The following is a 24,679-nucleotide window of genomic DNA, read 5'->3' as shown; positions in this document are numbered from 1 at the left end:
GTGCTTTGCTACAGCCGCTTATTGGCTGGTGGTGAAGCGGCGCGTAGTGTCGCGGCGGCTGGTGGTGGCAGTAGTCACGGCCGCGGCTGAGTCGGCTTGCTGCTGCTCGCGGCGTTTCCGCTCTTCCTTATCCAGTTTGTCTTGCTTGCGGATGTCGCGGTTGCGCTGCTTGTCGGCCTTGCTTACTTTCTCAAACAGGTCCTTGAAATTGTTGTAGTCGCGCTGGAACACTAAGGCGGCGCCCGTGCGCACAATGTTGCCGTCGATGTCCTCGTAGGCATTCTGGCGGAAGGCCCGCAGGCGCAGGCGGCCGTCGGCCAAGACGGTGTATTCGAGGCTTACGTCGCCGGCCAGGTTGCTAGCCGAGTTGGGGTTGCCACCTACCGCCGTATTGCCACTACCGCCGGCCAGAGCAATGTCGCTGCCCACGCGCACCGTGAGGCGGTTGTTGAAAAGCTGGCGGCGCACGGCCACGTTCAGGTCGGTGCGCGAGCCCGAGCTGCTGGTGTAGTCGGCCTGGTTGGTCACGCCTAGGTCGAGGCCTAGGCCCGAGAGGTATTTGCCCGTCAGGTTCTGGAGCTGGTCGGTGAGTACTTGACTAACCGAGCCGCGCAGCTGGCTGGCCACCAGGCTTTCGCCACCGGCCGACTGGAAGGGGTTCTGCTGAATAAAGCGCCCCAACACCAGCAGCGAGAACACTTGCTTGCTCTGCTCCGACGTCTGGCTGGGCTGGCGCAAGTTGGCCAGAATGGCATCGACCTGGGGAGCTGCCGGATTATTAAGAGCCGACTGCGGTATCGTGATATCGAACCCAATGGTAGGCTTGCTGAGCTGGTCAGTTACCTTAATGAGTACGTTAAAATCCATGGCATTGCGCGCCACGGCATTCGTAGCCGCGTCGTTGGTGCCTTGCGCGGCCAGCAGGTCGGCGGGGGGCGCTTTCACCTTGTACACGGCCGTGAGGTTTAGGTCGGCATTGTAGGGGTCGCCGCTCCACACCAAGGACGAACCTTTGGCGATAATGAACTCGCGCGTAACCAGCCCATACAACGAGAGCCGGTACTTGCCGCGGCGCACATCGAGGCGCCCGCTGAGGGTGATGTTGCCGCTGGGGTCGATGTTAGTCGTGAGCGTGCCAGCAGCCCGCACACGCAGGTTGTCGCCGCTCACGGGGTCTACCACGAAGGTGAAGGGCGTGTCGTCGTTAATCGTAATCTGGGCCGTGATGTCGTAGCCAATAGTCCCGGTCTGGGCTATCGAGTCGGCCACTGCTAGCCTGCGGGCCAGCATGGGGTTAATCTTCACGCTCTTGTCCACAAACTGCACGATGCCTTCGCGGGCTACCACGCTGGGGTCCACGGCGGGGTTTTCCACCGTTAGGTCCGAGCCCTTGGCCACCGTCGCGCGGGTGTCAATCTTGATGAGCGAGAGCGGCCCGGTGAGGCGCGTGTCTGAGTCTACTACTAGGCGGCCGTAGTAGAGCGTGTTGTCCTTGGTGCGCTTGCTGCGCACGGCCAAGAACTTATCGGTGGTCACGCGCAGGTCAAAGGAGTAGTCAATTAGGTTAGGCGTGAGCAGGTAGCCATTGGCCACGGCCTTATTGCCGGCCGAGTCGAGCACCGTGAAGTTGTTAAAGGCAATACCCTTCTCATCAAACGTAATGGGTTGGTTTACCAACCGGAACGGTGAGCCGAGCTGCGGTACCACAAAGCTGGCATCGGGCGAAGTCGTGAGCTGGCCGCGTACCTGCGGCGCGCTGGTGGTGCCGGCTAGGGTCAGGCGGCCATTCAAGAAGCCAGTGGCCTGGCTTACCTGCCCAGCCGAGAAAGGCTCGGCGGTTTTCACGTTGAGGCGGGCCACGTCTACCACGAAGTCGAGCGGCGTATTGCCCACCGTGCGGTAGGCGCCGGTCACCTTCACGTCGTTGCCGCCGCCCCCAGTGAGGCGGGCGTTTACATCGTAGCGGTCAGGCACGGGGTTGCTGGCTTGCAGGGCCAGGTCGCCAATGATGGTCTTGTTAAAAAGCACATCCTTGATAGTGAGGTCGGCCGTGAAGGCTTGCTTTTTGGTGCCTAGGTTGCGCGCCACGGCCTCCCCGTTGAGGGTGCCCCCTAGGGTCGAATCGGGCTGCCCAATGGCCTTGCTCAAGATGCTGAGCTGGAACTGCTCGAAGCGCACTGCCAGCGGTGAGGTGTTCACGGCTGGGTTCTGGCTCTGCACCACCAGTGCCGACGAGCCATTGCTCAGGCGTAGCGCGTTGGCTACCACCGTGCCATCGGCATTGTAGCGCACGTAGTTGCCCGCGCCGGCCGTCCAGGTATCGTAGTTAATAATCTGGTCGTCGGTGAAGGCAAACTGGTAGGCGTCGCCCGCACGCTGGTCTACCACCGAAAGTGCGCCCGTCAGGGCCAGCCGCTCCTTATTGGTCGAGTCACCCAGGATGGCCACGCGGGTATTTACTTTATTGTCGGCCACGTTGCCCACCAGGCTGGGTTGGCGCAGCTGGAAGGTGGTGTCCACCAGCGTTTGCTGGGCGGCCCGGGCTAGGCGCACCGCGTAGTCGAGCTTCTGCGGGTCCGAATCCACATTCAGCGTCAACGAATCGAGGCGGTAGCTCTGGTAGCGAATTACAGGAATATTGGTTTTGGCCGTGAGGCGAGCGGCGGCGCGATTATAGTCGCCGGCCAGTGTGAAGGGCGACAAGCGCCACAGGCCCGGCACCAGCCGGCGCAGCAGCCGCGTGTTTTTCACCCGCAACGAGTACGTAAACTGCTGTTTGCCCGGATTATCAGTAAAAGGCTTCACGCCCGCCAAGCGGAAGTAGCGGTTGATGTGCCGCTGCAACTCCGTAGCTAGGTCGCCTAGGTGCACGTTACCATCGAGGTTGACGTCGGCAATGTTCGAGTTGAAATTGACCGCCGTGCGGTTGGCCGTTTGCACGATGCGCCCGCTCACCGAGTCTAGCGCGATGGGCTGGTTGTTATTGACAATAACGATATTATTGCCGCTGAACGTACCATTAATCGTGTTGGCGCTAGCCCCGCTTAGGTTGGCGTTCAGGTTGCCCTGAATGCGCAAGTCGCCGCCGGTATAGAAGCCTAGCTTGGTAAGGTTGGCGCCGCGCAAATTCAGCTTGGTTACCTCGTAGCTGGGGTTGTTGGCGTCGCGCAGGTTCACCACAGCATTCAGGTCGAGGTCGAGGTTGGGGTCGCTCTTGCTACTGGCCGCAATGGTGTATTTGTTGCGGTCGATATCCACGGCGGCCGTCACGCCGCGGTAGGTGTAGCCGTTGTAGCGTGCGCTCTGGATGTTGGCCGTCACTTTGCCCACTAGCGTAGCGGGGTCCTGTAAGTTGCCAGTGGCGTTGATGCGTCCGCTACCCGTGATGGTGCCGATGGTTGGGTCTTTCAGCAGCTTGCCCGCATCAAAGTTTTGCACCGCAAACGTGCCCATCAGCGGTTGCCGGCCATTGGCCTGCGCCGCGCCCAGCTTGCCCGAAAAGGCCACGTTGCCATAGGTCGAGCGCAGCTTGAGGTTGGTATCAAACGCCAGCGTTACCGGCCGCCCTCTGAAAGTGCCGCTCAGCGAAAGGGTAGGGGGGATACTGATATTGCTAGGTATCGTGCTCTTGGGTACGAGGCTTAGCAGGTCGGCCCGCGTGGTGCTGAAGCGCTGCAAGTCGATGTCCGTGTACAGCCGCCCATCCACGTTGGGTAAGCCCACGATGTGCGCACGCCGCGCCTGCACCACTGTGTTGCGGAAGCCCACAAAGTCGAGGTTACGGATATTCAGGTCACCTAGGCGGCCGCTCACCAGCCCGCTTAGTAAGATGCTTTGGTTGGGGCCAGTGGTGAAGGGCGGCGTGTCGGCTAGGCTCGGCACCAGGTACAGCACGTCGCGGAAGCCTAGGCGCGTGTCGCGCAGGTCGCCGCTCAGCCCTAGGTTGGGCAGGTCGTCGGCAATGCCGCCTAGGCTCTTAAAGCGCATGCCGAGGCTGCGCTTAATGCGCGAGTGCGGCGTAACCAAGTCGAGGCTGTCGAGCTGAATCTGCGCCGTGTCGTAAACCGCATTGGCCCGCGCCGACGTGATGGCGAAGCCGCTCTGGTCCTTGCCCGCTAGGTTATCAATCTTCACCGTAGTGCGCGCCTCCGTAAAGGTCAAATCCCGCGTGTTCAGCACTAAGTCCGTGAAGTGCAGGTGGCTATAGTCGAGCGCCGGGTAGCGGCTTTTCAGCTTGGGGTCGTTGAAGTTATCAAAGTTCACGGCCACACCACTAATGTCCGACTGGCCCAGCGTCACGCGCCAGTTCATGGGCGAGGCGTTAGCCTTATCGGCGGCTTCGTCTACTTTGCGCACCGCCTCGGCGGGGTTGATGACCCGCTGCTCAGTAGGCACATTCTCATTTTGCGAGTAGGCGAAGGTGGTGTTTTTAAGCGTCAGTTTATCAAGGTCGATGCGCTCTTTTACTAGGTCGATGTTTTTGGCCGTGACATCGGCCAACCCAATCTGCGTGTTGATATACTGCGCCGAGGGGTCGTTTTTGTACACAAAGCCCACGTCTTCGAGCGTCGCCTTATTCAGCCCGAAGGTCAGACTTAGCGGCTCCTCGGGTTTATTATCATCGAGTTCAGGCGCGGTTTTAGTTTGCACCATCCGGATGGCAGCGTGGCGCAGGGCCGCGTTATCCACTTTATACACCGAGTTATCCACATCTACCTCGTCCATGTTCACCAGCAGCTCGCCGAGCTTGGCGCGCAGGTCGGAGCCCGCTATCTGGTCGTTTTGGGTGAACAGGATATTCGTGAGGCGCACCCGCCCAATGTTGTACTTCAGCCCCGAGCTAGTCGTATCGACCGGCGCCGTAGGGTCGCTGAAGGCCTTGACAATAAAATCATAGTTGTTGACGCTGTCGGGCTCGGTGCGCGTCAGGCGCACGCGGCCGTCATTTAGCTCCACATCTTTGACGTTAATCTGCTTCTTAAGCAGCGCAAAAATATCGATGCTCACGCCTAGGTGCCCCACACTCAGTAGCGTGTCACGCTGCTGGTCGGCGAGGTATACGTCGTCGAAGTTGATGGCGTGCCGAAAGTCGGTGCGAAACTTACCTAGGCGTACCTCCGTTTTTAGTTTATCACGCAAGTAGCCCTCGGCCCGACGGGCCACAAAATCTTGGCCGCTAGGAAATTGTAGGAACACGACCACCCCTACTACCAGCAGGAGCACTAAGGCAATCAGCCCAAATACAGCGTATAAAAAACGTCGTAGGTAGACGGACATAGGCAGAAAAAAGACGGGACGCTGGCAGGGCAAACGCCGGTTTGAACAGAATTATGTTCTTCCCAAACGGAATATTCAGGGCTGGGGTTGGAATAATTTGTGATAGCCTGAACAGTAGCGCACTAGAAGTAGCTTGAGCTTTGCAGTCCGAGCACCCGCGTGGTGCACAACGGGTACCTAGGGCTGCTGCGCTTAATTAAGGCGCGGCCCTAGCCCTACTGCAAGTTGCGGCTGCGTGCCGACGCGCAGAGTCCACGCTACATGCCGTTATTTTGCTGCATGCAGCCGACATCCGCCCCCGACTACCGCCCCCTCATTCGCCAGGCCTTTGCCGAAATGGAAAAAGTGGTGGTGGGCCAGCGGGCACTGGTGAGCCGCCTGCTCATTGGCGTATTCACGGGCGGCCACATCTTGCTCGAAGGTGTGCCGGGGCTTGCCAAAACGCTCACGGTGAGTACGCTGGCGCAGGTACTGCACCTGCACTTTCAGCGCGTGCAGTTCACGCCCGACCTACTGCCCTCCGACTTGGTGGGCACCATGATTTATAATCAGAATCAGTCGGTGTTCGAGGTCAAGAAAGGCCCTATCTTCGCCAACCTCGTGCTGGCCGACGAGATAAACCGCTCGCCGGCCAAGGTACAGAGCGCCTTGCTCGAGGCCATGCAGGAAGGCCAGGTGACCATTGGCGAAACTACTTACATCCTCGACCGGCCCTTCTTGGTGCTAGCCACTCAAAATCCTGTTGAGCAAGAAGGTACCTACCCGCTGCCCGAGGCGCAGGTCGACCGCTTTATGCTAAAGGTGCACGTCGACTACCTCAAAAAAGCCGACGAGCTAGAGGTGATGCGCCGGATGGCCAACTTAGGGTTTAAAGGCGATGTGCAGGCAGTGCTCACAAAAGAGGATATTTTCGGTATCCGCGACCAGATAAACCAAGTCACGATTTCGGATACCCTAGAGAAGTATCTCATCGAGCTGGTATTTGCCACCCGCCGCCCGGCCGACTACGACCTGCCCGAGTTTGCGCAGGCCGTGCAGTTTGGCGCCAGCCCGCGGGCCAGCATTGCGCTGCACCGCGCTGCCCGCGCCGTGGCCTACCTCGATGGCCGCGACTACGTGCTGCCCGAGGACATCAAAGACGTAGCCCAGGACGTGCTTAACCACCGCATTCTGATGACCTACGAGGCCGAGGCTGATGGCGTAAAAACGCAAGATTTGATAGAAGGAATTTTGCGCAAGGTGCCTATTTCCTAGGTTAATGGCGCTGCTAGTGAAGAGGATAAGCCAAGCGAGATTTTAACCTTTGCTGTTGAGCTGCCGTTTAAGACCCCGCGACGATTCGTCTGGGCTAGCTAGTTGCTGGCTTTGTATATCCTTAATCTCAGACCCTCTTTTATGAAAACGCTGTTCATTCTGGCCGCTATGCTCACCGCTGGGGCTTACTCGGCTAACGCTCAAACTGGCACCACTACTACCACGACGCGTCAAACTACGACTGCGCCGGCTACCATGACCCCGGACCAGGGAGCGACGCCGTCGACCACTACCACTACGGAGTCGACCACGACGACCAACGACGCGAGCACGATGACGGCCGATACCAAAGGCAAGGGTAAGACGGTCATTCAGCCCGCTCCCGGTACCAAGGTGAAGGGCAACGGCAAGCGTATTAAAATCAAGTAGCACCTAGCTGCTCTTCAATGGCTTAAAGCCCCAGCTGCAATACATGCAGCTGGGACTTTTCTTTTTTGCTGCCTAGGCCGCTGCCAGTAACCCAGGGCAGCAAGGCAATGACTTTCAGTAGTTATAAAGAGCTAAATCCGTACTTCACGCACCCCTAGGCTCCGTATAGTAAGATTAGCTTGGGTCGCCCCTGTAGGCTGGCTCGGTTATTTTCTTTTTATGCGTGCCACGATTTTTCTGATTTATAGCTTACTAGCCAGCAGTGCCGGAGCCTGGGCCCAAACTGTGACTGGCCCGCAGGGCGAAGTATTTGGGCGGCGCGTGCTGGCGCGGCAGCTCAGCGACCCTTGGGAGCTTACCTATGGCCCCGATAACCATCTCTGGATAACCGAAGCCAAGGGCTACCGCGTGAGCCGGCTCGACCCCGCTACTGGCACCAAGACCGTGCTGCTCGACCTGAGCCGCGAGCGCCAGTTTCCGCGCTACGACAAGCTTTCTGACTCGCTAGATGGCGGCAAACCCTGGCCCCAGGGCGGCCTCATGGGCATGGCCCTGCACCCGCAGCTACTACAGGGGCAGCCATATGTATACCTGGCCTACCTCTATCGCTTTGCGGGGGCGGACCAGCCGGGCAAGGGCGGCGCGCCCAACTACGGCGGCTACTTCTTCACCACGCGCATCGTGCGCTACGAGTACCAGCCGGCCGCCCAAACCCTGACGCGCCCCGTGGTGCTCTGCGATACGCTGCCCGGCAGCAGCGACCACAACGGTGGCCGGCTGCTCATTGCGCCGGTGGAGGGGAAGGACTATCTGTTTTATAGCATTGGTGACCTAGGGGCCGGGCAGTTTGACAATGGGGGCCGGCCCAACCACGCGCAGCAGCCCACCCACTACAAAGGCAAAGTCTTACGCTTCAACCTCGCGCCCGATGCTGATGCTGCCCCCGCCGACCAGTGGCTGCCCAACGACAATCCCTACGGTGGTGCCAGCCGCCAAAGCGCCGTGTGGAGCATCGGCCACCGCAACCCGCAGGGCCTAGCCTACGCGGTGGTAGGCGGCACTGGGCACCTCTACGAAAGCGAGCACGGCCCTTATTCCGACGATGAAATCAACATCGTGGAGCCGGGCAAAAATTACGGTCACCCGCTCATTATTGGCTACAACGATGGTAACTACGACGGGCTGGCGGCCAGCGTATCGGACCGAGCCACGCTGCCCGGCCCCTGGCACACCACCTACCCGCTCATCGGCAGCGAAAGCACTAACGCCAGGGCCCTAGGGGCCACCTACCGCGACCCCATCAAAACGCTGTACCCTAACTCTAACGCGTTTTTAAAAGACTTTTTCGCCAAGACCAAGCGCCACGCTGAGGCGCCCGAGTGGCCCTCGGAGGCACCTAGCAGCCTGGCGGTGTACACAGCAGCGGCCATTCCGGGCTGGCAAAACTCGCTGTTGGTGCCCACTCTCAAGCACGGCAAGCTGCTGCGCCTGCGCCTAGATGCGGCCGGTACCCGCGTGGTGGGCGACACGCTCACCTACTTCAAGGCGCCCGTGCGCTACCGCGATGTGGCCCTGTCGCCCGATGGCCGCCGCCTCTACTTAGCCACCGACAGCGCCTCCGTCACGTCGGGCCCATCGAAGGAAGACCCCAAGGGCACTAGCTGCAAGGGCTGCATTTTGGAGTTTACTTACCAGCGAGGCGGTGGCTTGGCGCCAGGCCGCCCCGCGCCTGCTGCGGCACCTAGGGCGGCAGGCAGCGCCGATACTCGCCGCCCGGCTCGGGCCGCCCGCCAAGCGGGTAAGTGAGCCTAGGGCAGGTAGTAGCTGAAACCTACAGTAGTTGCACGCCAATCTGCAAAATGGTTAGGTGTCAAAAAGCCAAGGTGATACCTATTGGAATAGACTGGCGGTATGGTGAAAATACGTAGGTTGCTACGCGACTTACGCAGTTAAAAATCAGGGTTTATCGAATAGCTCTAGCTTGGAAATGGGCCGTTTAGAAGCTTAGAAACTCACCTTTTCCCACCTACGCCATGAGCCCTGTTTCCTTACCCAAGGTGGCTGGTGCGCCGCCTTCGTCTGTAGTTTCTTTCGAAGTATCGCGCTCCCAAACCAGCCCGCACTACCACCAACTGTCGCTCGAAGATGCCTACGGGTGCCTAGCACACTGGGTCATACCGCTGCCCCTTAAGCAGCTAGCCAAACGCCCGGTGCTACTGTGGCAGTTGCCCACGGCTACACCTAGCGACCCGCTCACGCGCCTCGATACGGGAGCACTGCAGCTGGCCCCGGCCCACCCGGGCCTACTACCCAACCTGCGTGCCGACCTAGTAGAGGGCGTGCTGCGCCTCTGTTTTGAAGGCCATCTATTGCGTGGCTATTTCCGCTTGCAGTGCCTGCCCCAGGGTGGGGGGCAGTTGTGGCAGCTTATTCCCATTGGTACCGTATGAGTCTATATGCGATTGTAGTGCACGGCGGCGCCGTGACCATGAAGCCCGGTGAGCTATCGGAAGAAGAAGCCGCCTTCCAGCGCGTGGGCCTCGGCGAAGCCCTGCAGGCGGGTTGGATTATCTTGAACCAGGGCGGCTCGGCGCTCGATGCCGTGGAAGCGGCCGTGCGCTGCTTCGAAGACAACCCCCACTTCAATGCTGGGCGCGGGGCCAGCCTCACCCGCCAGGGCGAAGCAGAGCTTGATGCCGCCATCATGGACGGCCGCACTCTGCAAGCAGGCGCCGTGAGCGGCGTCAAGTACGTGAAGCATCCTATCAGTTTGGCCCGGGCGGTGCTCGACCACAGCCCCCACGTGTACCTGGCCGGCGAAGGCGCCCTGGAGTTTGCCCTGCAGCGGGGCTTACCAGTGGCGGGCCCCGACTACTTCCAAACTGCCAAAACGCGTGCGCAGTGGCTCGAGCTGGCGCAGCAAGAGCCCGCTCCCTCGGGGCACGACACAGTGGGCGCCGTGGCCCTCGACCTGGCCGGCAACCTAGCCGTGGCTACTAGCACTGGCGGCATCGAAGGCCAAGCTAAGGGCCGCGTGGGCGATAGCCCCGTGCTGGGCGGCGGCACCTACGCCACCAACGACGCCTGCGCCGTATCGTGCACCGGCGATGGTGAAATCATCATGCGCGGGGCCCTGGCCCACGAGGTCTGCGCCTTGGTCAAGTACAAAGGCTTGCCCCTTGTGGAAGCGTGCCGGGAGGCCCTAGGGCTGCACGACGAAGCCCTGCGCGGCGACAAGGGCGTGATAGCGCTCGACCCCGAGGGCCGCGTGGCTATTGAGTTTAATACCAACGTAATGCGCCGTGCCTATCGCGTAGGCGAGGCCGACCCTTACGTGGCCATCTTCCGCGAAGAGTAGCTTTCGTAGCGAGCCTAGGGCTCGAATACGCGTTATCCGAAGAAAAAAATCCGTATTTATAGCGTCGCCGGAGAGCAGTAGTAACTGTTTAGAACGAGAGCGCTCATTACGGTCACCTCTACCTTTAAAAGTAGCCACGGGCTGGGAAGCTGACCGATAAACTGCGGCAGTTGCCTGCTGCCAGGGGTACTCCCGCCCCGCGCTGACCTGCGGCTAGCTTACGCGGGCCGGTCCATTTTCTGTTTTTATGCCTACTAAACCATCTATTCCCAAAGGCAGCCTCCTAGCTATTGGTGGCCACGAGCAGCGCGAAGCCGCTAACGAGGCTAGCACTGCCCACGAAAAATCAGCTGATTTTATTCTCCAGCGCTTCGTCGATGAGCTGGGTGGCAAGCGCACCGTCGTCATCATCCCAACTGCTTCGGAAGAAGCCGACGAAGCTGCCCAAGACTACATTGAGGCGTTTACGGCGCTTGGCGTCGAGCACCTCGAAGTGCTCAACATCCAGAGCCGGGCGCAGGCCAATAGCGCCGAGGCGGTCGATACCATCAACCGTGCCGATGGGGTACTTTTTACGGGCGGCGACCAGCTGCGCCTCACGGCCTTGCTCGGCGGCACCGCAGTGCTGGCACGCCTAGGCGAGCGCTACCTACACGAGCCCATCATCATTGCGGGCACCAGCGCGGGGGCCGCGGCCATGAGCACGCCCATGATATACCAAGGGCGCAACGACGCAGGCTTTCTCAAAGATGAAATTCATATTACTACCGGCTTGCAGCTGCTGCGCGATGTAGCCATCGATACGCACTTTGTCAAACGCGGGCGCATCGTGCGCATGGCCCAAATTATTGCCACCAATCCCGGCTGCATCGGCCTAGGGCTCGAAGAAGACACTGCCGTGCTCATCACCAAAGGCCGCGAGGTAGAGGTGCTCGGCAACGGCATTGTGGTACTGCTCGACGGCCACGACTGCACCGGCAATACCATCTACGATATCGCCCCCGGCGAGGTCTTCTCCATCCGAGACCTGCGCCTGCACCTGCTGGCCAAGGGCCAACACTTTACGCTGCCCGGGTGGGGCTTCTGAGCAATGAGCTATAAACGGCCGATAGCTGCAGCAACGATACGCGGCCTAGGTGTACTATTTCAGGCCGCCGCATCAGATAGCGGCAGCTGAATAGTGAACGTGGTATAGGCATCCGGCTCGGAATCTACCGAGATAGTCCCTTTATGAGTTTTGACGATATCCTGACTGAGGAAAAGGCCTAAGCCTGTGCCCTTAGAAGTAGGCTTGGTAGTGAAGAAAGGAGAAAACAATTGCTGTTGCTCTACTTCAGAAATGCCGGTGCCGTTGTCTTTGATAAGTATCGCAGCATACTTGCCGTCGTTTCGGGTTTCTACTATGAGCTTAGGGTTGAAAGATGAGTCTCTTAAAGCCTTCTCATGTAAGGCATACATCGCATTATTCAGTAAGTTGCTTAGTGCTAAAGCCATTTCAGTAGGTAAAATCCTTACCATGGCACAAATCAAAGCAGAGTCTTGAATCAATTCTAAGGATATATCGCGATAATTCTTATCCATATTTATTCTATAATTACTTAATTGTGTTTCTACAAAATTATTAATATCACTCTCAATAAAGATTTCCGATTTATTTTGTAATAGCTTATCCATGCTGCGAACTATCCTAGTCAAGCTAGAGCCGTGCTCTTGTATCTTTTCTATATTGCCTTCGGTTAAGGAAAGTAAGGCCAATGCTTCGCGGTGCGAATGCTCAGATGTAGTATAACTGTCGGTAGTTAATAATTCTTGGCTTTCTTGTAACAGCTCAATTGACACTGCTGCAAAATTGCTAACATAGCTTAGAGGATTAAGTAGCCTGTCTACTAATCCCTTAGTCAATTGCCCTACCGACGCTAGTTTTTCCTGCCTGATTAATTGTTCTTGCGTTGCTTTTAGGTCGGCAAGAGTTTGCTTGAGGCCATCAAGTAAATCATCTGATTTTCTTTTCTCAGTAATTAACTCACTTGTGCGGCTTTCTAATTCTTGGCGGGCTGTTGCTAAGTCAGTAACCATTTTATTGAAAACCAGCCCTAGCTCGCCAATTTCATCGTGCGACTTATTTACTACCTGTTGCGTCAGGTCGCCGCGGCCTACTTTAGTTGCAGCATCGCGTAGCTTCAGAATAGGAACGGAAATATTGCGAGCTAAAACAAAGCCGATTAGAATACCAATGCTGAATACTAAAAAGCTAAAAAAAAGTGAGGTGGCTCGAATCTGTTTTCGGCTTTGAATAATTTCCTTTGTAGAAAAAGCTAAAACGATTTCACCCTGCATCGTTGGTGTGTTAATACTTGCGTGCTTAACTACCACCGAATCGTTGGATGCTACATTAACATCAACTTTCTTCTTGTCAGGATACGTTTTGAAAATATTCTTAACTTGTTTGTACGAAGTGTGGTTTGTATTCCAAATTGTATCAATCTGAATTAAACTTACGAACCGTAATAGAGGGTCTTGCTTCACAAAATCCATAGCAGTTTGAACTCCTTGGAAGTTTTGTTCAGTCATAGCAATTTTCACCCCTAGCGCAACGGTATTAGCATGGTTCTGAACGTCTTTATTAAAATTATTTAATAAAGTTCTTTCTTGAATGGCGGGTAGATAGAATAAGACAAAAAAGGAAAATAGTAAGACAATTGTGGTTACCGTCATCCAAATTTTAGTCTTAACCGTCAGACGAAGGTGCCGTAGAAGGGAAAGAGGCAAGGATGCCGGGGTAGTGGCTAGCATGCAAAAGATTGATTAGAGGCGAAGGAAAGAAGGCGCTTATAAAAACCTTTTCCCATCAATAAGAATAACTTTATTGCTGGCAGTTGGACGAGAAACTACGCCAATCGCTCCATTAGTTTGGGAAACAAATTCTTCTAGTTCGCTTTCCGAGTTGAAGAAATTAGGGGCATCAGCTTTTCCTTGAAATACCAAAGCGAGCCAATATTTATTTAGCTCGTTTGCACTCATGTTATAAATCTTCTTGCTAGTAGTAACGCCAATAGGTGTGCTGCTCTTAAGTAGCGCGATAATAACCTTGCTACCATCGGGCCACCGTAGTTTTTCGCCCCGCATGGTTGATTGCAATTGAGGTAATTTCATTTCAGACGGTATTCCTTTTCCGTTGGCAATGACTACCAAATTCAATTCTTGCGCACTCGCCGATAAGTGACAAAGTAGGCTGATTATAAAAACGCTAATAGAAAATCGCCAAATCCAAGCCATAAGTAATAGTAAGCTAAAACCCAACTGCAACCTGGAAAATGAGGTTGTCTGAATTAGTATACATGTGGCTCTCTACGTGCTGGTATTCAAGTTTAAATACAGCTAGGTAACTCAGTTCGTACCGCACGCCTCCTACAAAGGAGCGCGTATTGTTGTCCATGAAGTAGACTTCTCTATGGTTATACCGGATGTCATCGACTCTGACATAAGGAATGATTTTATCTGTAATCCGAAGGCCAGCATAAGCGTAGGTAGCCAGCGCTTTTTGCTCACCTAGGCTATCCGACTTGTTGACAGCCATGCTGCTCTCGACCAGCAACTCGAATTTCTTGGAAAAAATAGAGTCGTTGTATGCCACCGAAGCCGTCATGATATTCTGGCTTATTCTGCTGAGCGCTAGAGTGGTGCCGCCAGTTGAGTGGTTGTGGATGGTACTTCCCTTCGAGATAACATCGTGGTAAAGGGAAGCCCCTAGGCGCATGCCATTGGTCGGCTTTATGTGCACTGCTAGCGTAAGCGACTTAAACCTATTGTTATCCTCCACATCTCCTGACCCTAGGCCGTTGCCTAGCATGGCATCGTAGCCGAAGCGGAGTCGCCCTAGGTTCTGTCCTTGTAAGCTGATGCCAGTGGTGTGAAGCGGAATAAAATTCTGCGCAAACAAGAGCGGCCGGTCAACCGTCGGAAAAAAGACCCTACCATGGTGGTAAGTATCATTCCAATAGTTGATGGGCGTGTGGTGCTTGCCAAGCAGCACGCTGTGGTTGCCGAAGTAATTGTATTTTAAAATAATGCGCTCGATACTAATATCAAAATCAGTAGGCGAATCTGGCGAATACTTAAAAACTGTTTCTCCTAAGAAAGATAACCGCTGCGTTATTTCGGAAGTAATAAATAAGTCTTGTTCACCAAGGCTAAAGTTTAATTTCCCTCTCTGGTAATACGTAGAAGCATCTACAAACCCTCTGATTTGCGTTCGCTGCGCCACAGAGCGTTGCACAGAAGTTAGAAACAGAATGCTAAGTAAAAGGAATATCAATGCGTAACGCTTGGATTTCATAGCGGGTCCTTTCCTTTTAACAATAGCTTATTCGAGGGAGAAAGATTAGCAAAGAAGTATGTACCATTGCTAATAGTAAGAAGAGTTATTCGTCGGTGATGACCTATGCGCCTTTTATGCAAAGGCTAAGGGTTCAGCTGCTCAATAAGCTACTGCTATAGGCTCAGCGGGCCCTCACAAGAAAGGGGTAAGCAAAAGACTTAGTCCTCTTGAGGGCGCTTTATCCTAGGATATAGGCAAGCGAATGTGCTCACCTAGCGAGCACCACCGGTAGCTGCTAATGCCACAGTTGCTGGGAACCCAATGCTAGTGTTTGGTAGAGTAGGCCCACCAACGAGAGCCAGGTACCTGCGCACGCTAAGACAGCTGGCGAATGCACAAGCAGCTGTTGCCACCTAGCCCCAATGTGGTAAGCTAGTGTCCGGTGGGCCCGTTGGTGTGTGTGGCTGGCCATGCACCATTGCAATGGGTGAGTAGCTGGCCAGCAAAGGCCAGGTTGCAAAGTAGAGAGTTTTCATAGAGAGCGAGCGCAGCCAATAGGAGAGGAGCTAAGAAGCGCAAATCAACTCGTAATGGCTGCCGTAAGTAAATGATAATGAAAGCTACAAATAGCCTCGCTCCAAAGATAGGGAAAATGATAGGTCAATGATACTATCTAGCTATACTAAGTAATATTCTGTTATGACTTTCTATAATGCTATAGGTCTGCCAATAGGTTGTTTCTAAAATTTAGGCGTGGGAAGGCGCTAAAAACTTAGCTTCTCCGGGCTCGCCTCACTGCTTATCTAATCTTGCCTTGGTTGTCCCAGTGGCTGGATTTTACTTCTAAACTGCCCGGCTGCCGCTTGATGGTGCGTGTGAAGCGCTCGCCAGCAATGAGGCCGTCGGGCCGGCGCTTGCCAAAGAACAGCAGTACTGGCTCGCCATTTTCGTTGGTTACGAAGGTGATATCATAGCCCTTGAATACGTCGTCGATGGTCGTGCGGGGCTCGTAGATTTTGCTTAGCTTTTTGTCTAGTTCGGGGTGGAGAGGCATCGCGCGAAAGTGATTTTGAGTGAACCTAGGTGGTAGTTTGGGACTGCTGGCAATTGCTATTCATCTTTATCGCCTTTGGCCAGTTCTTTCAGTTCTTTCATAGTACCGCTGCTATTGAAGTGCATGGTAGCATCGCGGGCGCTGGCCGGGCCAGCGGCAATGGTAGCCGTGCCCGTGAGCTTATAATCCGTTTTCTTAGGTTTGAAAATGGTCTTGAACAGTACCTTAGGCATCTTCTTGGGCTGAAACTTTACGTGGATGGGCATCAGCTCAGTGCCTTTCTTTTTGAAAGTAACATCCTTGGTTTCCTGACCTTTCACGTCGAGGTCGTCCTCCACCTGAAAGCGGTAATTCACTTGTTTCACGGTGAAGGGAATGGATTCGTAGTTGGTCACGCGCAGGTTCACCGTGGCCTCCTCTTTATTTAGCCCGAGCTTGGTGATGTCCACGTCGGCCACTTCTATCTTAGGCAGCTTCGGGATGTAGACGCGCTTGCGCACATCCACCGGTATTTCCTTGGGGCCCACGCCGGGCAAGTCGGCGTAAAGTACGGTGTGCAGCTGCACGGTCACGCAGTCGCGCTGCGCGGTTTTGGCCTCATGCGCCACCTGCGGCAGGTTGAGGGTGAGGGGCAGCTCTAGGCTGCCAAGGGCATTGCCCTTGACCACAAGCGGGCGGGCTTTGTGGCCGTGCGCCAACTGTTTGCCTTCCATGCGTGCTTTGTAGCGCAGACTATCAATCTTAAGGTCAATGGGCGCATGGTTGCGCAGCTTCACCATAAACTGCCCTTTTAGGCGCTCGCGGGTAATCTGACTGATGTTGAGCATAGGCTGCTCTAGGGTGGGCAGCAAGGCTTTGCCGTGGTCGGTGGCGAAGTAGGTAATGCCGCCGCCTACCACCAAAAGCCCAAGCAATACGAGTAGCGTCGTGCGCACCGGGTGACGCTCGTTTGAAGAAGTAGCCATAAAGAAGTAGGAGCAATGAGCGGTGAATAGTTAATAGCAGTTTAATAGGCGTAATAATCTATAAGTAATGATAATAATTGATTTATAATGAGTTATATCTGCTCATTGCTCCTTGTCCAATTACTCATTTTCGCTTACCCTTCGACCCAGTCGTAGCGGCGTGCCTTCCACTCGATATTGCCAGGCCACACGGTGTAAGCCAGTACTGCCAGCGACATCAGCAGCAAATAGCCATCGTAGAGTAGGAGCACACCTAGGCGCTCGCGGTGCCCCGCCTGCCGCAGGGTGATGGTTAGAAAGAGGCTTTGGCATAATACCTTACCTGCATACAGCATCCCGATGGTGCTCAGCGGAAGCAGGTTGGGCCAGCCCAGTACCGTGTAAAACATCCCGTAAAAGCTAAAGAGTGCGCCTAGCTGCCAAGGCAAGCGGCTCGCGCCCTTCATCCAGCGCTTGCGCTGGCGCAGCAGGTGGCCAAGAGTAGGCTGCGGCGCCGAAATGCCCAGTACGCGTGGGTCGATAATGTTTTGGCAGCGCCAGCCCTGGGCTACTACTTGCTGAAAAAGTTGGAGGTCCTCGGTGATGCTAAACGCCAGCGCCTCGTAGCCACCGCTAGACTCATAGGCTGCCCGCGTCACGAGCATATTGTTGCCCACTGCCGTAATAGGCAGTCCGCAATCAGTAAGCAGCCGGATAAGATTGAGGCCAAAGAGCCAGTCGAGCCCCTGTAGCCGCCCAAACAGCGACCCATCGGCCGTAGTGATGCCCGTGACGATACCCACCCCCGCCGGCGCGGCTGCTACCATGGTCTGCACCCAGTCGGGGCTAAGTGCCATGTCGGCATCGGTCAGCAAGAAGTAGTCGGTGGTAGCGGCGCGGCACAAATGTGCCAGCACATTGCCTTTGCCACGAGCCGTACCTAGGCGGTGCCGAATGGGCAGGAGTTGAAAGTGCGGTTGGTCTTTAATAAAGCGCTGCACCACGGCACTGGTCTCGTCGGTCGAGGCATCGTCACCAATCAGGATTTCGAGCTTGTCGACCGGATAATTTAGCTCTGCCAAAGAGGCTAAGCAGCGCTCGATGGTAGCAGCCTCGTTGCGTGCCGCTACTAAAATGCTCACGCGTGGGTAACTCGTAAGCGGTGGAAGCGCCGGCCGGGGCCATCCCGCACGTAGGAGTATAAGGGCGAAGAGTCCAAAAAAACCGCCAAAGAATATTGTCAACCAAACCATAGATGCCGCTCTACCAATGCGAGTGGCTACCCAAAAGGCAGGTGTAGCTAGCCCCTAGGTGGCTCCTTTTCTACGGCGGCGTGTATCATGGCCGTTGCTGAGCAAACTACTGATTTTTTGATAGTTGAATGAGGTAAATACGGATAGTACTTTTCTCTTATTAAATAAGCAGGTATTAAGAAAAGTGTACCGAACGTCCTACATATAGCTTAATGCGCTGGTGCGTTTAGGCTAAGTTATTATTGAAGAGAAGACTGATTGCCAATAGAATAAACGCTTTAGTGGCGTTCTTTTATTCAGCTTGAAGTTGGCTGAGAACGACACATCCTAGGTGTTCAGCAAAAGGTATCACTGCATCACTCCGCCCACGGTGTTTGACACGCTAGAGTACTTTGCTAATAGCGATATTCATCAAGTCCGTTGCTCTACCTAGGGCTAACGGTGGGGCATTTCGGCAGCAGTTGCCAAAATAGCGAGCATCTGGGTGGCTAGCTGACGGCGGTCGAAAGCCCGTAGTGCTAGCTGCTGGCCACGTGCGCCGGCCTCGGCCAGCGCGGCGGGCGTAGCCAGCACTGTCTGCAGCTGCGCGGCCAGAGCCGTAGCGTCGCCGGCCGGGGCATACCAGCCGCAGCCGTACTGTTCCACCAAGGTTTTGGTCCAGCCTTGGTTGGTGACAACAACGGGCGTACCCACAGCCAGCGCATCATAAAGCTTAGCTGGGGAGTTGGTATCGAGCACGGGCAGATTTAAAAAGGACACTACTGCCACATCGGCCAGCGCAAACCAGCTAAATACCGCGTGTCGCGGCTGCCCACCTATGAGCCGGATGCGCCCCGGCCAGCGGGCTGCCGCCACTGCCACCAGCGGTGCATAGTGCCCGTGGCCTAAAAACAACCAAGTCACGGTAGGGTCGGCTGCCATCATAGCTTCGGCCGCGGCTACCACGGTGGGCATGTCATTGGCCCGGCCAAATGTGCCGGCGTAGAGTATCACCCGCTGGCCACCTAGGCCCTGAGCGTGGCGCAGTGCAGCCACAGCTTCGGGAGTGGCCCGAGCTGCCAAGTCGAGGTCGGTGCCATTGAGCAGCGTGGTGATTTTGGCGGGAGGCACACCTAGGTCAGTCACGTAGGTACTCATGTCAGGCGAAAGGGGCACAATATGCGCGGCACTGTCATACAGCCGTTTTTCCAGCGCAAATAGCTGCCGCCGAGCCAATGCTGTAGGCACCGCACCCATAGCTACCGGAAACGAGGGCCACAAGTCCTGCACCTCAAACACCCACGGCACTTGCCAGTGCTGCGCCACTCGTGCGGCCGCCCACGCCGCCGTTAGTGGCGTGCTGATGCCCCACACTACATCGGGGCGACCTAGGCGGCGGCCCGCCCGCACGGCCCACGCCGCGTACTGCGCAAACGCCAGCGCCCGGCGTGCCGGCCCCATCTTATTGTCATAGGGGATATTAGCCTCGTACAGCTCTACGCCGGGCGGCACCCATGCAAATTCCTGCGTTAGCTGCTGGCTCCGCCAGGCCGGCGTAGTCAGCAGCGACACACGATGGTGTTTCACCAGCTCAGCCAGCAGCGTGTAGTGCCGGCTGGTAGCCGGGCAGTCGGGGCTGGTATGGTACTGGCTAAAAACGGCGACGTGCAAGAGAGCTACAAGCTAAAAATAGATAGTTAATTGATTATCATTTCCTAGCTCTTCTTCGGGCGATAGTGCGACTCAGTTAAAATGCGCTGAGCGTCGGTTTGGGCCATAAGCTGCGGCAAGGTTACACCGGGGTGCTCGGCCATGTACTTACGAATGATTTGTAAGCCCACCCACTGGCCCACGCGGCCGGGGCAGGTGGCGTCGATTTCGGGCACGTTGGGCCGCTCGGCTACGTACTTCTGAATCAGAAAGGGCGTACTCGAATACAGCAGGTTATTCTCCAGAAAATGCCCCCATACCTTGGCTTCATTAAATTGAAGACCACTTAGCTCTTTGCCAGTGTAGCCCATGAGCAGCGTATCGGGCGCGCAGGGCAGCACCTGCCCTGCGAAGTACAGGCGCTTGCCCTGGCTTATCATTTCGTCGAGCACCGACGGGGCTGTAAGCTTACGCGGCACGTACTTGCCCGCTACTGCCGTGGCCAGCGTGGGTAGTAAGTTGGCCGGGCGATAGCGCCGCAGCATATAGCCCGGCAGGTCGGGCCGGTAGCTGGCTTTGGGCCCGATGTACCAGTCGAGGCTGAGTACCAACAGGCTGTCATTCACAAAAATATCCTTGCCTAGCAGTCCACTCACGTAGGTGGCCGCTACGGGTGGCGTCTTGAAATCGGGGAAGTAATAATGTACCTTCCCAAACATCGTCCCTAAGTCACGCCGCAGGCTCGCCGAATCGGGAAAGGCCGCCGCCGTCTCGCGCCCTAGCTTCTCCAAAGCTGGGTTAGTAGCGAGCTGAGCTAGGCTGGTAGCCAGCGCATTAGGCGAAGGCGCTTGTCCTACTTGCAAATAATAGCGCGCAAAGGCCGGGTTGGCTTGCATAAACTGCAACCCTTGAGCAGGATTTTTAATCTGGAAAAAAGCGCGCTCCAAGTGCTTCAGCTGCAGCGATGCAACTGGCGCATTAGCCGCTGGGTCGGGGCGGCAGCCAGCTTCTTCGCCTTGCTTGCAGCCGGCCAGCAGGGCCACGCCCGCCAAAAGGAGGGCCTTCGGATAGAGAGATATTTTCAAGGCTAGGTTAATTTCGCGTAAAATTACACTTTTCCAACGTCGTGCTATACTGTCAAGTGCCTGATAGCCGTTCCATTTTCACTTTATGAAAAAAATACTCCTCACCGTAGCCGCCTTGGCCCTGGCCCCTGCTGCCTTCGCGCAGGTTGAAATTGGCTTGAAGGTATCGCCTTCTATCGCGTATTTGCGTCCCGATTCGCCGTCGGGCACTTCATTTAGCTCCGAAAGCTCTAAATTCAGCTTCGGCGGCGGGGTTTTCATGGATTACTTCTTTGGGGAGAACTACGCCTTCAATACGGGCTTGTTCCTGACCGGGAAAGGGGGCACAATCAGCTACAACGAGCAAACCTCTGCTCGCCCAGGAGTGGCCCGGGTAGAGCAGAAAATAGCCATGCAGTACCTCGAGCTGCCCCTCACTATTAAGCTCTTTACTAATGAGGTAGCGCCTGATACCCGCGTTTACTTTCAAGTAGGCGGCTCGTTGGCGGTGCCCGTGCAGGTGCGTATCAATGGCGATAAATACTACACTGACCTCTACGACAATAACAACCAAACCAAAGCTGGTAAACACGTTTTTGACATCGATGCCAACATCATTGGCGGGGCCGGTGTCGAGTATCAACTCGGCCAAAGTACCAAGCTGCTCGCTGGCCTCAGCTACCACCACGGCCTAATTGATTTTGACCGCTATTTCGAGCGTACCCGCGGCTTCAGCGATGTAAACATCAAGAACAGTGTCTTTGCGCTCGACCTAGGCCTCAAGTTCTAACTGCAGAGTAGAACGGATTTGTCGGATTTCGCAGATATTCTCGCCTCCTACAGGTTGAATAGCTTAACAGATAAGAGCTAAAATTTCAGAAGATTGATAAAGAAAAAGCCGCCTGAGAGGGCGGCTTTTTCTTTATCAATCTTCTACGTAATCAGCTCGGCGTAGCCAAGTATATTCGCGACAGTTATTAAATGCGTTTTACTCGGTGGTCTCGATATGTGGCATTTCGCGGTCTTGGGCGCGAGCCATGGCGGCGGCTGCCGAGTGCAGTTCTATCTGCTCGCCATGCTCGTCCTCGATGCGGAAGTCGGTGAGACCTAGGGAAGTGTCCTTCATCACCTTCACCCATTTGTAGTATTTCAGGTACCACTTCATCTGCCGCGATACCAAGCCTTTGGTGTAGAACGCGTGCAGGAAAGGATGCACGTAGAGTGTAATACCGGTTTGGTTTTGGTTGAGCAACAGGTCGTCGATACTGTTGTCAATCTCGTCCGTGACCTGAATAGAAGCCGAAATCTTGCCGGTGCCGCCGCAAGTAGGGCATACCTCGCCAGTCACAATGGTTTCGGCCGGGCGCACCCGCTGGCGGGTTATCTGCATCAACCCAAACTTGGTGATAGGCAAGATGGTAAACTTGGCCTTATCCTGCTTCATGATGTGGTACACCGCATCCTCCACCTTCTTGCGGCTCTCAGCGGCGCGCATATCAATGAAGTCAACCACGATGATGCCGCCCATGTCGCGCAGGCGTAATTGCCGAGCTACTTCTTTAGCAGCCAGTAGATTAATCATAAGGGCCGTAGCCTCTTGGTCGTTCTCCTGGTTGCTCTTCGAGCCCGAGTTGACGTCTACTACGTGTAGCGCCTCGGTGTGCTCTATCACGAGGTAGCCGCCGCCCGGCACACTCACCGTCTTGCCAAACAGCGTTTTGAGCTGCTTTTCAATCCCTAGGTGCTCAAAAACCTTGGCTTTGTTATTATGCAGCTTCACCAAGCCCGCACGGTCGGGGGCGATTTTCTGCACGTAATCGCGCATTTCCTCAAACCGCGCCGGCGTGTCTACCACAATCGAGTCAAACGACTCGTTGAGCATATCGCGCAGCATCGACGAGGTGCGGCCGAGCTCACCCAATACCTTGTCGCGAGGCTGACCCTTGCGCAGGTTAGCATATAGGGTCTCCCAGTTCTCGACCATGCTCTGCATGTCTTTGTCGAGCTCGGCGACTTCGCGGCCTTCGGCCACGGTACGGATAATAACGCCGAAGCCATCGGGCTTAATGCTGGCAATGAGCCGCTTAAGCCGGTCGCGTTCTGCTTTGCTAACTATTTTCTTGGAAACGCTGATGGTATTGGTAAAAGGCATCAATACCAAGTAGCGGCCCGCCATCGAAATATCGGTACTTACCCGTGGCCCCTTGGTCGAAATGGGCTCCTTTATAACCTGCACCAAGATGGCTTGGCCTTTCTTGAACACGCTATCGGCCTTGCCTACTTTTTCGAGGGGCGGCTCTAGGGTAAATTTTTCTAGGCCAGCGGTTTGAGCCTGATGCTTCATTACGCTGGTTACCCACTTATTGAGGGAGGGGTACTGCTCACCTAGGTCGCCATAGTGCAGAAAGGCATCCTTCTCGGAGCCAATATCCACAAAAGCCGCGTTGAGGCCCGGCATCACCTTTCGCACGGTGCCCAGGAAAATGTCACCTACTGCATAGTTGGTGTCGTTGCGGTCGAAATGATACTCAATCAGCCGCTTATCCTGGAGCAAGGCAATCCGCTCACCCTCGGGGGTCGAATTGATTATTAATTCATTGCTCAACGTATTAGGTTGGTTAAAATAGCCCTAGGCCGGCTTCGCCGACATGGGTTGCCCCGAAACTGGCAAAAGGGAAGCCAGGACCAAGAGTGTCCCAGCTTCCCCTCGCGAGCCACGGCCCCAACTTCGCTCAGCGAAGCCGGCTGGCACACCACGTTAGTCGTCCGCGTGGCGGAGGCTACGTGAGAGATAGGCGGGCGGCTAGCATTGCTGCCAGTCGCCCCGCCCCCTACACCGCACGAAGTCAGAAGATTACTTCTTCTTGTGGCGGTTCTTGCGCAGGCGCTTCTTGCGCTTGTGGGTGGCGATTTTATGGCGTTTACGTTTTTTACCGCAGGGCATCTTCGGATGAGTTAAAAGTTAGAAATGAGGTATCTAGAAGTAGGGTAAGCCAAATTAGCCCGGCAAGTTACGCATAATAACTGGCTGGCTGGTAGGCGCCCTACTGAAGCTTGGCAAGTTCTTCCTCCACCGACGCGGCTAGGGCCGGGTCTTGGCTGAGGCTTTTCGCCTTGAGAAAGGCCGCCTTGGCACCCGCGGCTCGGTTGGTCCGAGCTAGCGTCACACCCAGGTAAAACTGGCCTTCTACGTTATTGGGGTTGACTTGGACGAGCTGTGCAAAGCGCTCAGCAGCTTTGTCGTACTGGTTGCTTTGAATCGCCAAAACGCCTAGGTTATACAGTACCTTTTCGTTTTTGGGGTCCTGCTCCAGTACCTCACGCAGCAGCGTAATTCCCTTCACAGGGTTGTCGCTGCTCATGTAAGCCATGCCTAGGTTGGTCTTAGCATCTAGGTTGTTAGGGTTGGCGGTAAGTACGTTGTCGTACAGTTCCCGCGCCCTTTCGCCTAGCATTTTCTTTCTGGCTTCTGACGAGGCGAAGCTATAAGCTTGGAAGTAGGCATCGGCGGCCTTTTGCCACGCCTTTTCGGCGGGCTGTGCCAGTGCCACTTCCGCGTAGTAATACCCCGCACTGTCGAAGCGTTGCACGGCTTCGTAGCGGCTGCCTAGGTCCAGAGATACTTGGCGGCGGGTGGCCGCGTCGGTAGTCGCCTTGTATTTAGCCAGCAGCCCATTGAGCTCGCGGCGCTGCGTAGCATTGGCCTGCGTGTGCGGTGCGGCAGCCGTGCCTCCAGCTTCATTTGGCCCAACGGTAGCTGTTTCAGCTGGGCGTGGGCCCGAGGAAGCCTCGGTTTTTGAGCCGTTGGTGGCCATGCCGCCACCGTCGCGATTGGCAGTGCGGGCAGCGTCCTGAGTTAACTCGGCTTTACTTTCCTTGGGCTTCACAATACCCTTAGGCAAAGCGTAGAGCCCTCCGGCTAGCGCTAAAGCGCCAACCAGCAGCAAAGCTTGATGCGTACCAGTGCGGGAAAGAGACATAGAGAAAGAAAAGCAGTAAGAAAGCGATGGGGTGAGAAGGCCGGAGACAATAGCTAAAACCCAACGGGCTGGCTATCACCACGCTAACCTTCTCACCCCATCACTTTTCACTTCAACTC

General features: G+C 55.6%; 18 protein-coding genes. 7 read left to right on the top strand and 11 right to left on the bottom strand.

Going from position 1 to position 24,679, the window contains the following annotated elements; genetic code table 11:
* Positions 1-18: 18 nt before the first annotated feature.
* Positions 19-5,277, bottom strand: coding sequence for a translocation/assembly module TamB domain-containing protein (locus FNT36_RS23085; RefSeq protein WP_144852714.1), 5,259 nt, complete (start codon positions 5,275-5,277; stop codon positions 19-21).
* A 279-nt stretch (positions 5,278-5,556) separates the two neighbouring features.
* Here FNT36_RS23085 and FNT36_RS23080 point away from each other — a divergent pair, with 279 nt between their 5' ends.
* From FNT36_RS23080 to FNT36_RS23055, 6 genes are all read left to right on the top strand, one after another.
* Complete coding sequence (locus FNT36_RS23080) at positions 5,557-6,531, top strand: AAA family ATPase (RefSeq protein ID WP_144852712.1); 975 nt, start codon at positions 5,557-5,559, stop codon at positions 6,529-6,531.
* Between the two features lie 141 nt (positions 6,532-6,672).
* Positions 6,673-6,960, top strand: a complete 288-nt coding sequence (locus tag FNT36_RS23075; RefSeq protein WP_144852710.1) for a hypothetical protein — start codon at positions 6,673-6,675, stop codon at positions 6,958-6,960.
* 219 nt (positions 6,961-7,179) lie between these two features.
* Positions 7,180-8,766: a PQQ-dependent sugar dehydrogenase gene (locus FNT36_RS23070; RefSeq protein WP_144852708.1), complete on the top strand. Its 1,587-nt coding sequence runs from the start codon at positions 7,180-7,182 to the stop codon at positions 8,764-8,766.
* Between the two features lie 227 nt (positions 8,767-8,993).
* Positions 8,994-9,410, top strand: a complete 417-nt coding sequence (locus FNT36_RS23065) for a hypothetical protein (protein ID WP_144852706.1) — start codon at positions 8,994-8,996, stop codon at positions 9,408-9,410.
* Positions 9,407-10,318 carry an isoaspartyl peptidase/L-asparaginase family protein gene (locus tag FNT36_RS23060; RefSeq protein ID WP_144852704.1) on the top strand — a complete coding sequence of 304 codons (912 nt, stop codon included), beginning with the start codon at positions 9,407-9,409 and terminating at the stop codon, positions 10,316-10,318. The genes FNT36_RS23065 and FNT36_RS23060 overlap by 4 nt, the downstream gene beginning before the upstream one ends.
* Positions 10,319-10,565: 247 nt before the next feature.
* Positions 10,566-11,405 (top strand): cyanophycinase, encoded by an 840-nt coding sequence (locus tag FNT36_RS23055; protein ID WP_144852702.1) that lies wholly within the window; start codon positions 10,566-10,568, stop codon positions 11,403-11,405.
* A 59-nt stretch (positions 11,406-11,464) separates the two neighbouring features.
* Here FNT36_RS23055 and FNT36_RS23050 read toward each other — a convergent pair whose 3' ends face one another.
* The 8 genes from FNT36_RS23050 to FNT36_RS23015 all read right to left on the bottom strand — a co-directional run bounded on the left by FNT36_RS23050 (position 11,465) and on the right by FNT36_RS23015 (position 20,601).
* Entirely contained in the window at positions 11,465-13,111 is a 1,647-nt protein-coding gene (locus tag FNT36_RS23050) for a sensor histidine kinase (protein WP_144852700.1), read from the bottom strand.
* Between the two features lie 36 nt (positions 13,112-13,147).
* Complete coding sequence (locus tag FNT36_RS23045) at positions 13,148-13,594, bottom strand: hypothetical protein (RefSeq protein ID WP_144852698.1); 447 nt, start codon at positions 13,592-13,594, stop codon at positions 13,148-13,150.
* A gap of 13 nt (positions 13,595-13,607) precedes the next feature.
* The gene (locus FNT36_RS23040) at positions 13,608-14,351 is read right to left on the bottom strand and encodes a hypothetical protein (protein WP_144852696.1); all 744 of its coding nucleotides are present in this window, start codon (positions 14,349-14,351) and stop codon (positions 13,608-13,610) included.
* Between the two features lie 1,084 nt (positions 14,352-15,435).
* On the bottom strand, positions 15,436-15,690 hold the full coding sequence (locus FNT36_RS23035; protein WP_144852694.1) for a hypothetical protein: 255 nt from the start codon (positions 15,688-15,690) through the stop codon (positions 15,436-15,438).
* Between the two features lie 56 nt (positions 15,691-15,746).
* Positions 15,747-16,655, bottom strand: a complete 909-nt coding sequence (locus FNT36_RS23030; RefSeq protein ID WP_144852692.1) for an LEA type 2 family protein — start codon at positions 16,653-16,655, stop codon at positions 15,747-15,749.
* Between the two features lie 134 nt (positions 16,656-16,789).
* Entirely contained in the window at positions 16,790-17,776 is a 987-nt protein-coding gene (locus FNT36_RS23025; RefSeq protein ID WP_233636170.1) for a glycosyltransferase, read from the bottom strand.
* Positions 17,777-18,322: 546 nt separating this feature from the next.
* The gene (locus FNT36_RS23020) at positions 18,323-19,537 is read right to left on the bottom strand and encodes a glycosyltransferase family 4 protein (RefSeq protein WP_144852688.1); all 1,215 of its coding nucleotides are present in this window, start codon (positions 19,535-19,537) and stop codon (positions 18,323-18,325) included.
* Between the two features lie 44 nt (positions 19,538-19,581).
* Positions 19,582-20,601 (bottom strand): gliding motility protein GldB-related protein, encoded by a 1,020-nt coding sequence (locus tag FNT36_RS23015; RefSeq protein ID WP_144852686.1) that lies wholly within the window; start codon positions 20,599-20,601, stop codon positions 19,582-19,584.
* Between the two features lie 85 nt (positions 20,602-20,686).
* On the opposite strand from FNT36_RS23015, the gene FNT36_RS23010 reads away from it, so the two are divergent.
* Entirely contained in the window at positions 20,687-21,370 is a 684-nt protein-coding gene (locus FNT36_RS23010) for a porin family protein (protein WP_144852684.1), read from the top strand.
* 198 nt (positions 21,371-21,568) lie between these two features.
* Here the strand turns inward: FNT36_RS23010 and FNT36_RS23005 are convergent, their stop codons facing one another.
* Complete coding sequence (locus FNT36_RS23005) at positions 21,569-23,185, bottom strand: Rne/Rng family ribonuclease (protein WP_144852682.1); 1,617 nt, start codon at positions 23,183-23,185, stop codon at positions 21,569-21,571.
* Positions 23,186-23,624: 439 nt separating this feature from the next.
* On the bottom strand, positions 23,625-24,560 hold the full coding sequence (locus tag FNT36_RS23000) for a tetratricopeptide repeat protein (protein ID WP_144852680.1): 936 nt from the start codon (positions 24,558-24,560) through the stop codon (positions 23,625-23,627).
* Between the last annotated feature and the right edge of the window lie 119 nt (positions 24,561-24,679).

This window comes from Hymenobacter setariae (assembly GCF_007713685.1).
GTDB classification, from domain to species: domain Bacteria; phylum Bacteroidota; class Bacteroidia; order Cytophagales; family Hymenobacteraceae; genus Hymenobacter; species Hymenobacter setariae.
The sequence above is the reverse complement of the archived record's forward strand: the minus strand, read 5'-3'. Positions and strand labels throughout refer to the sequence as shown.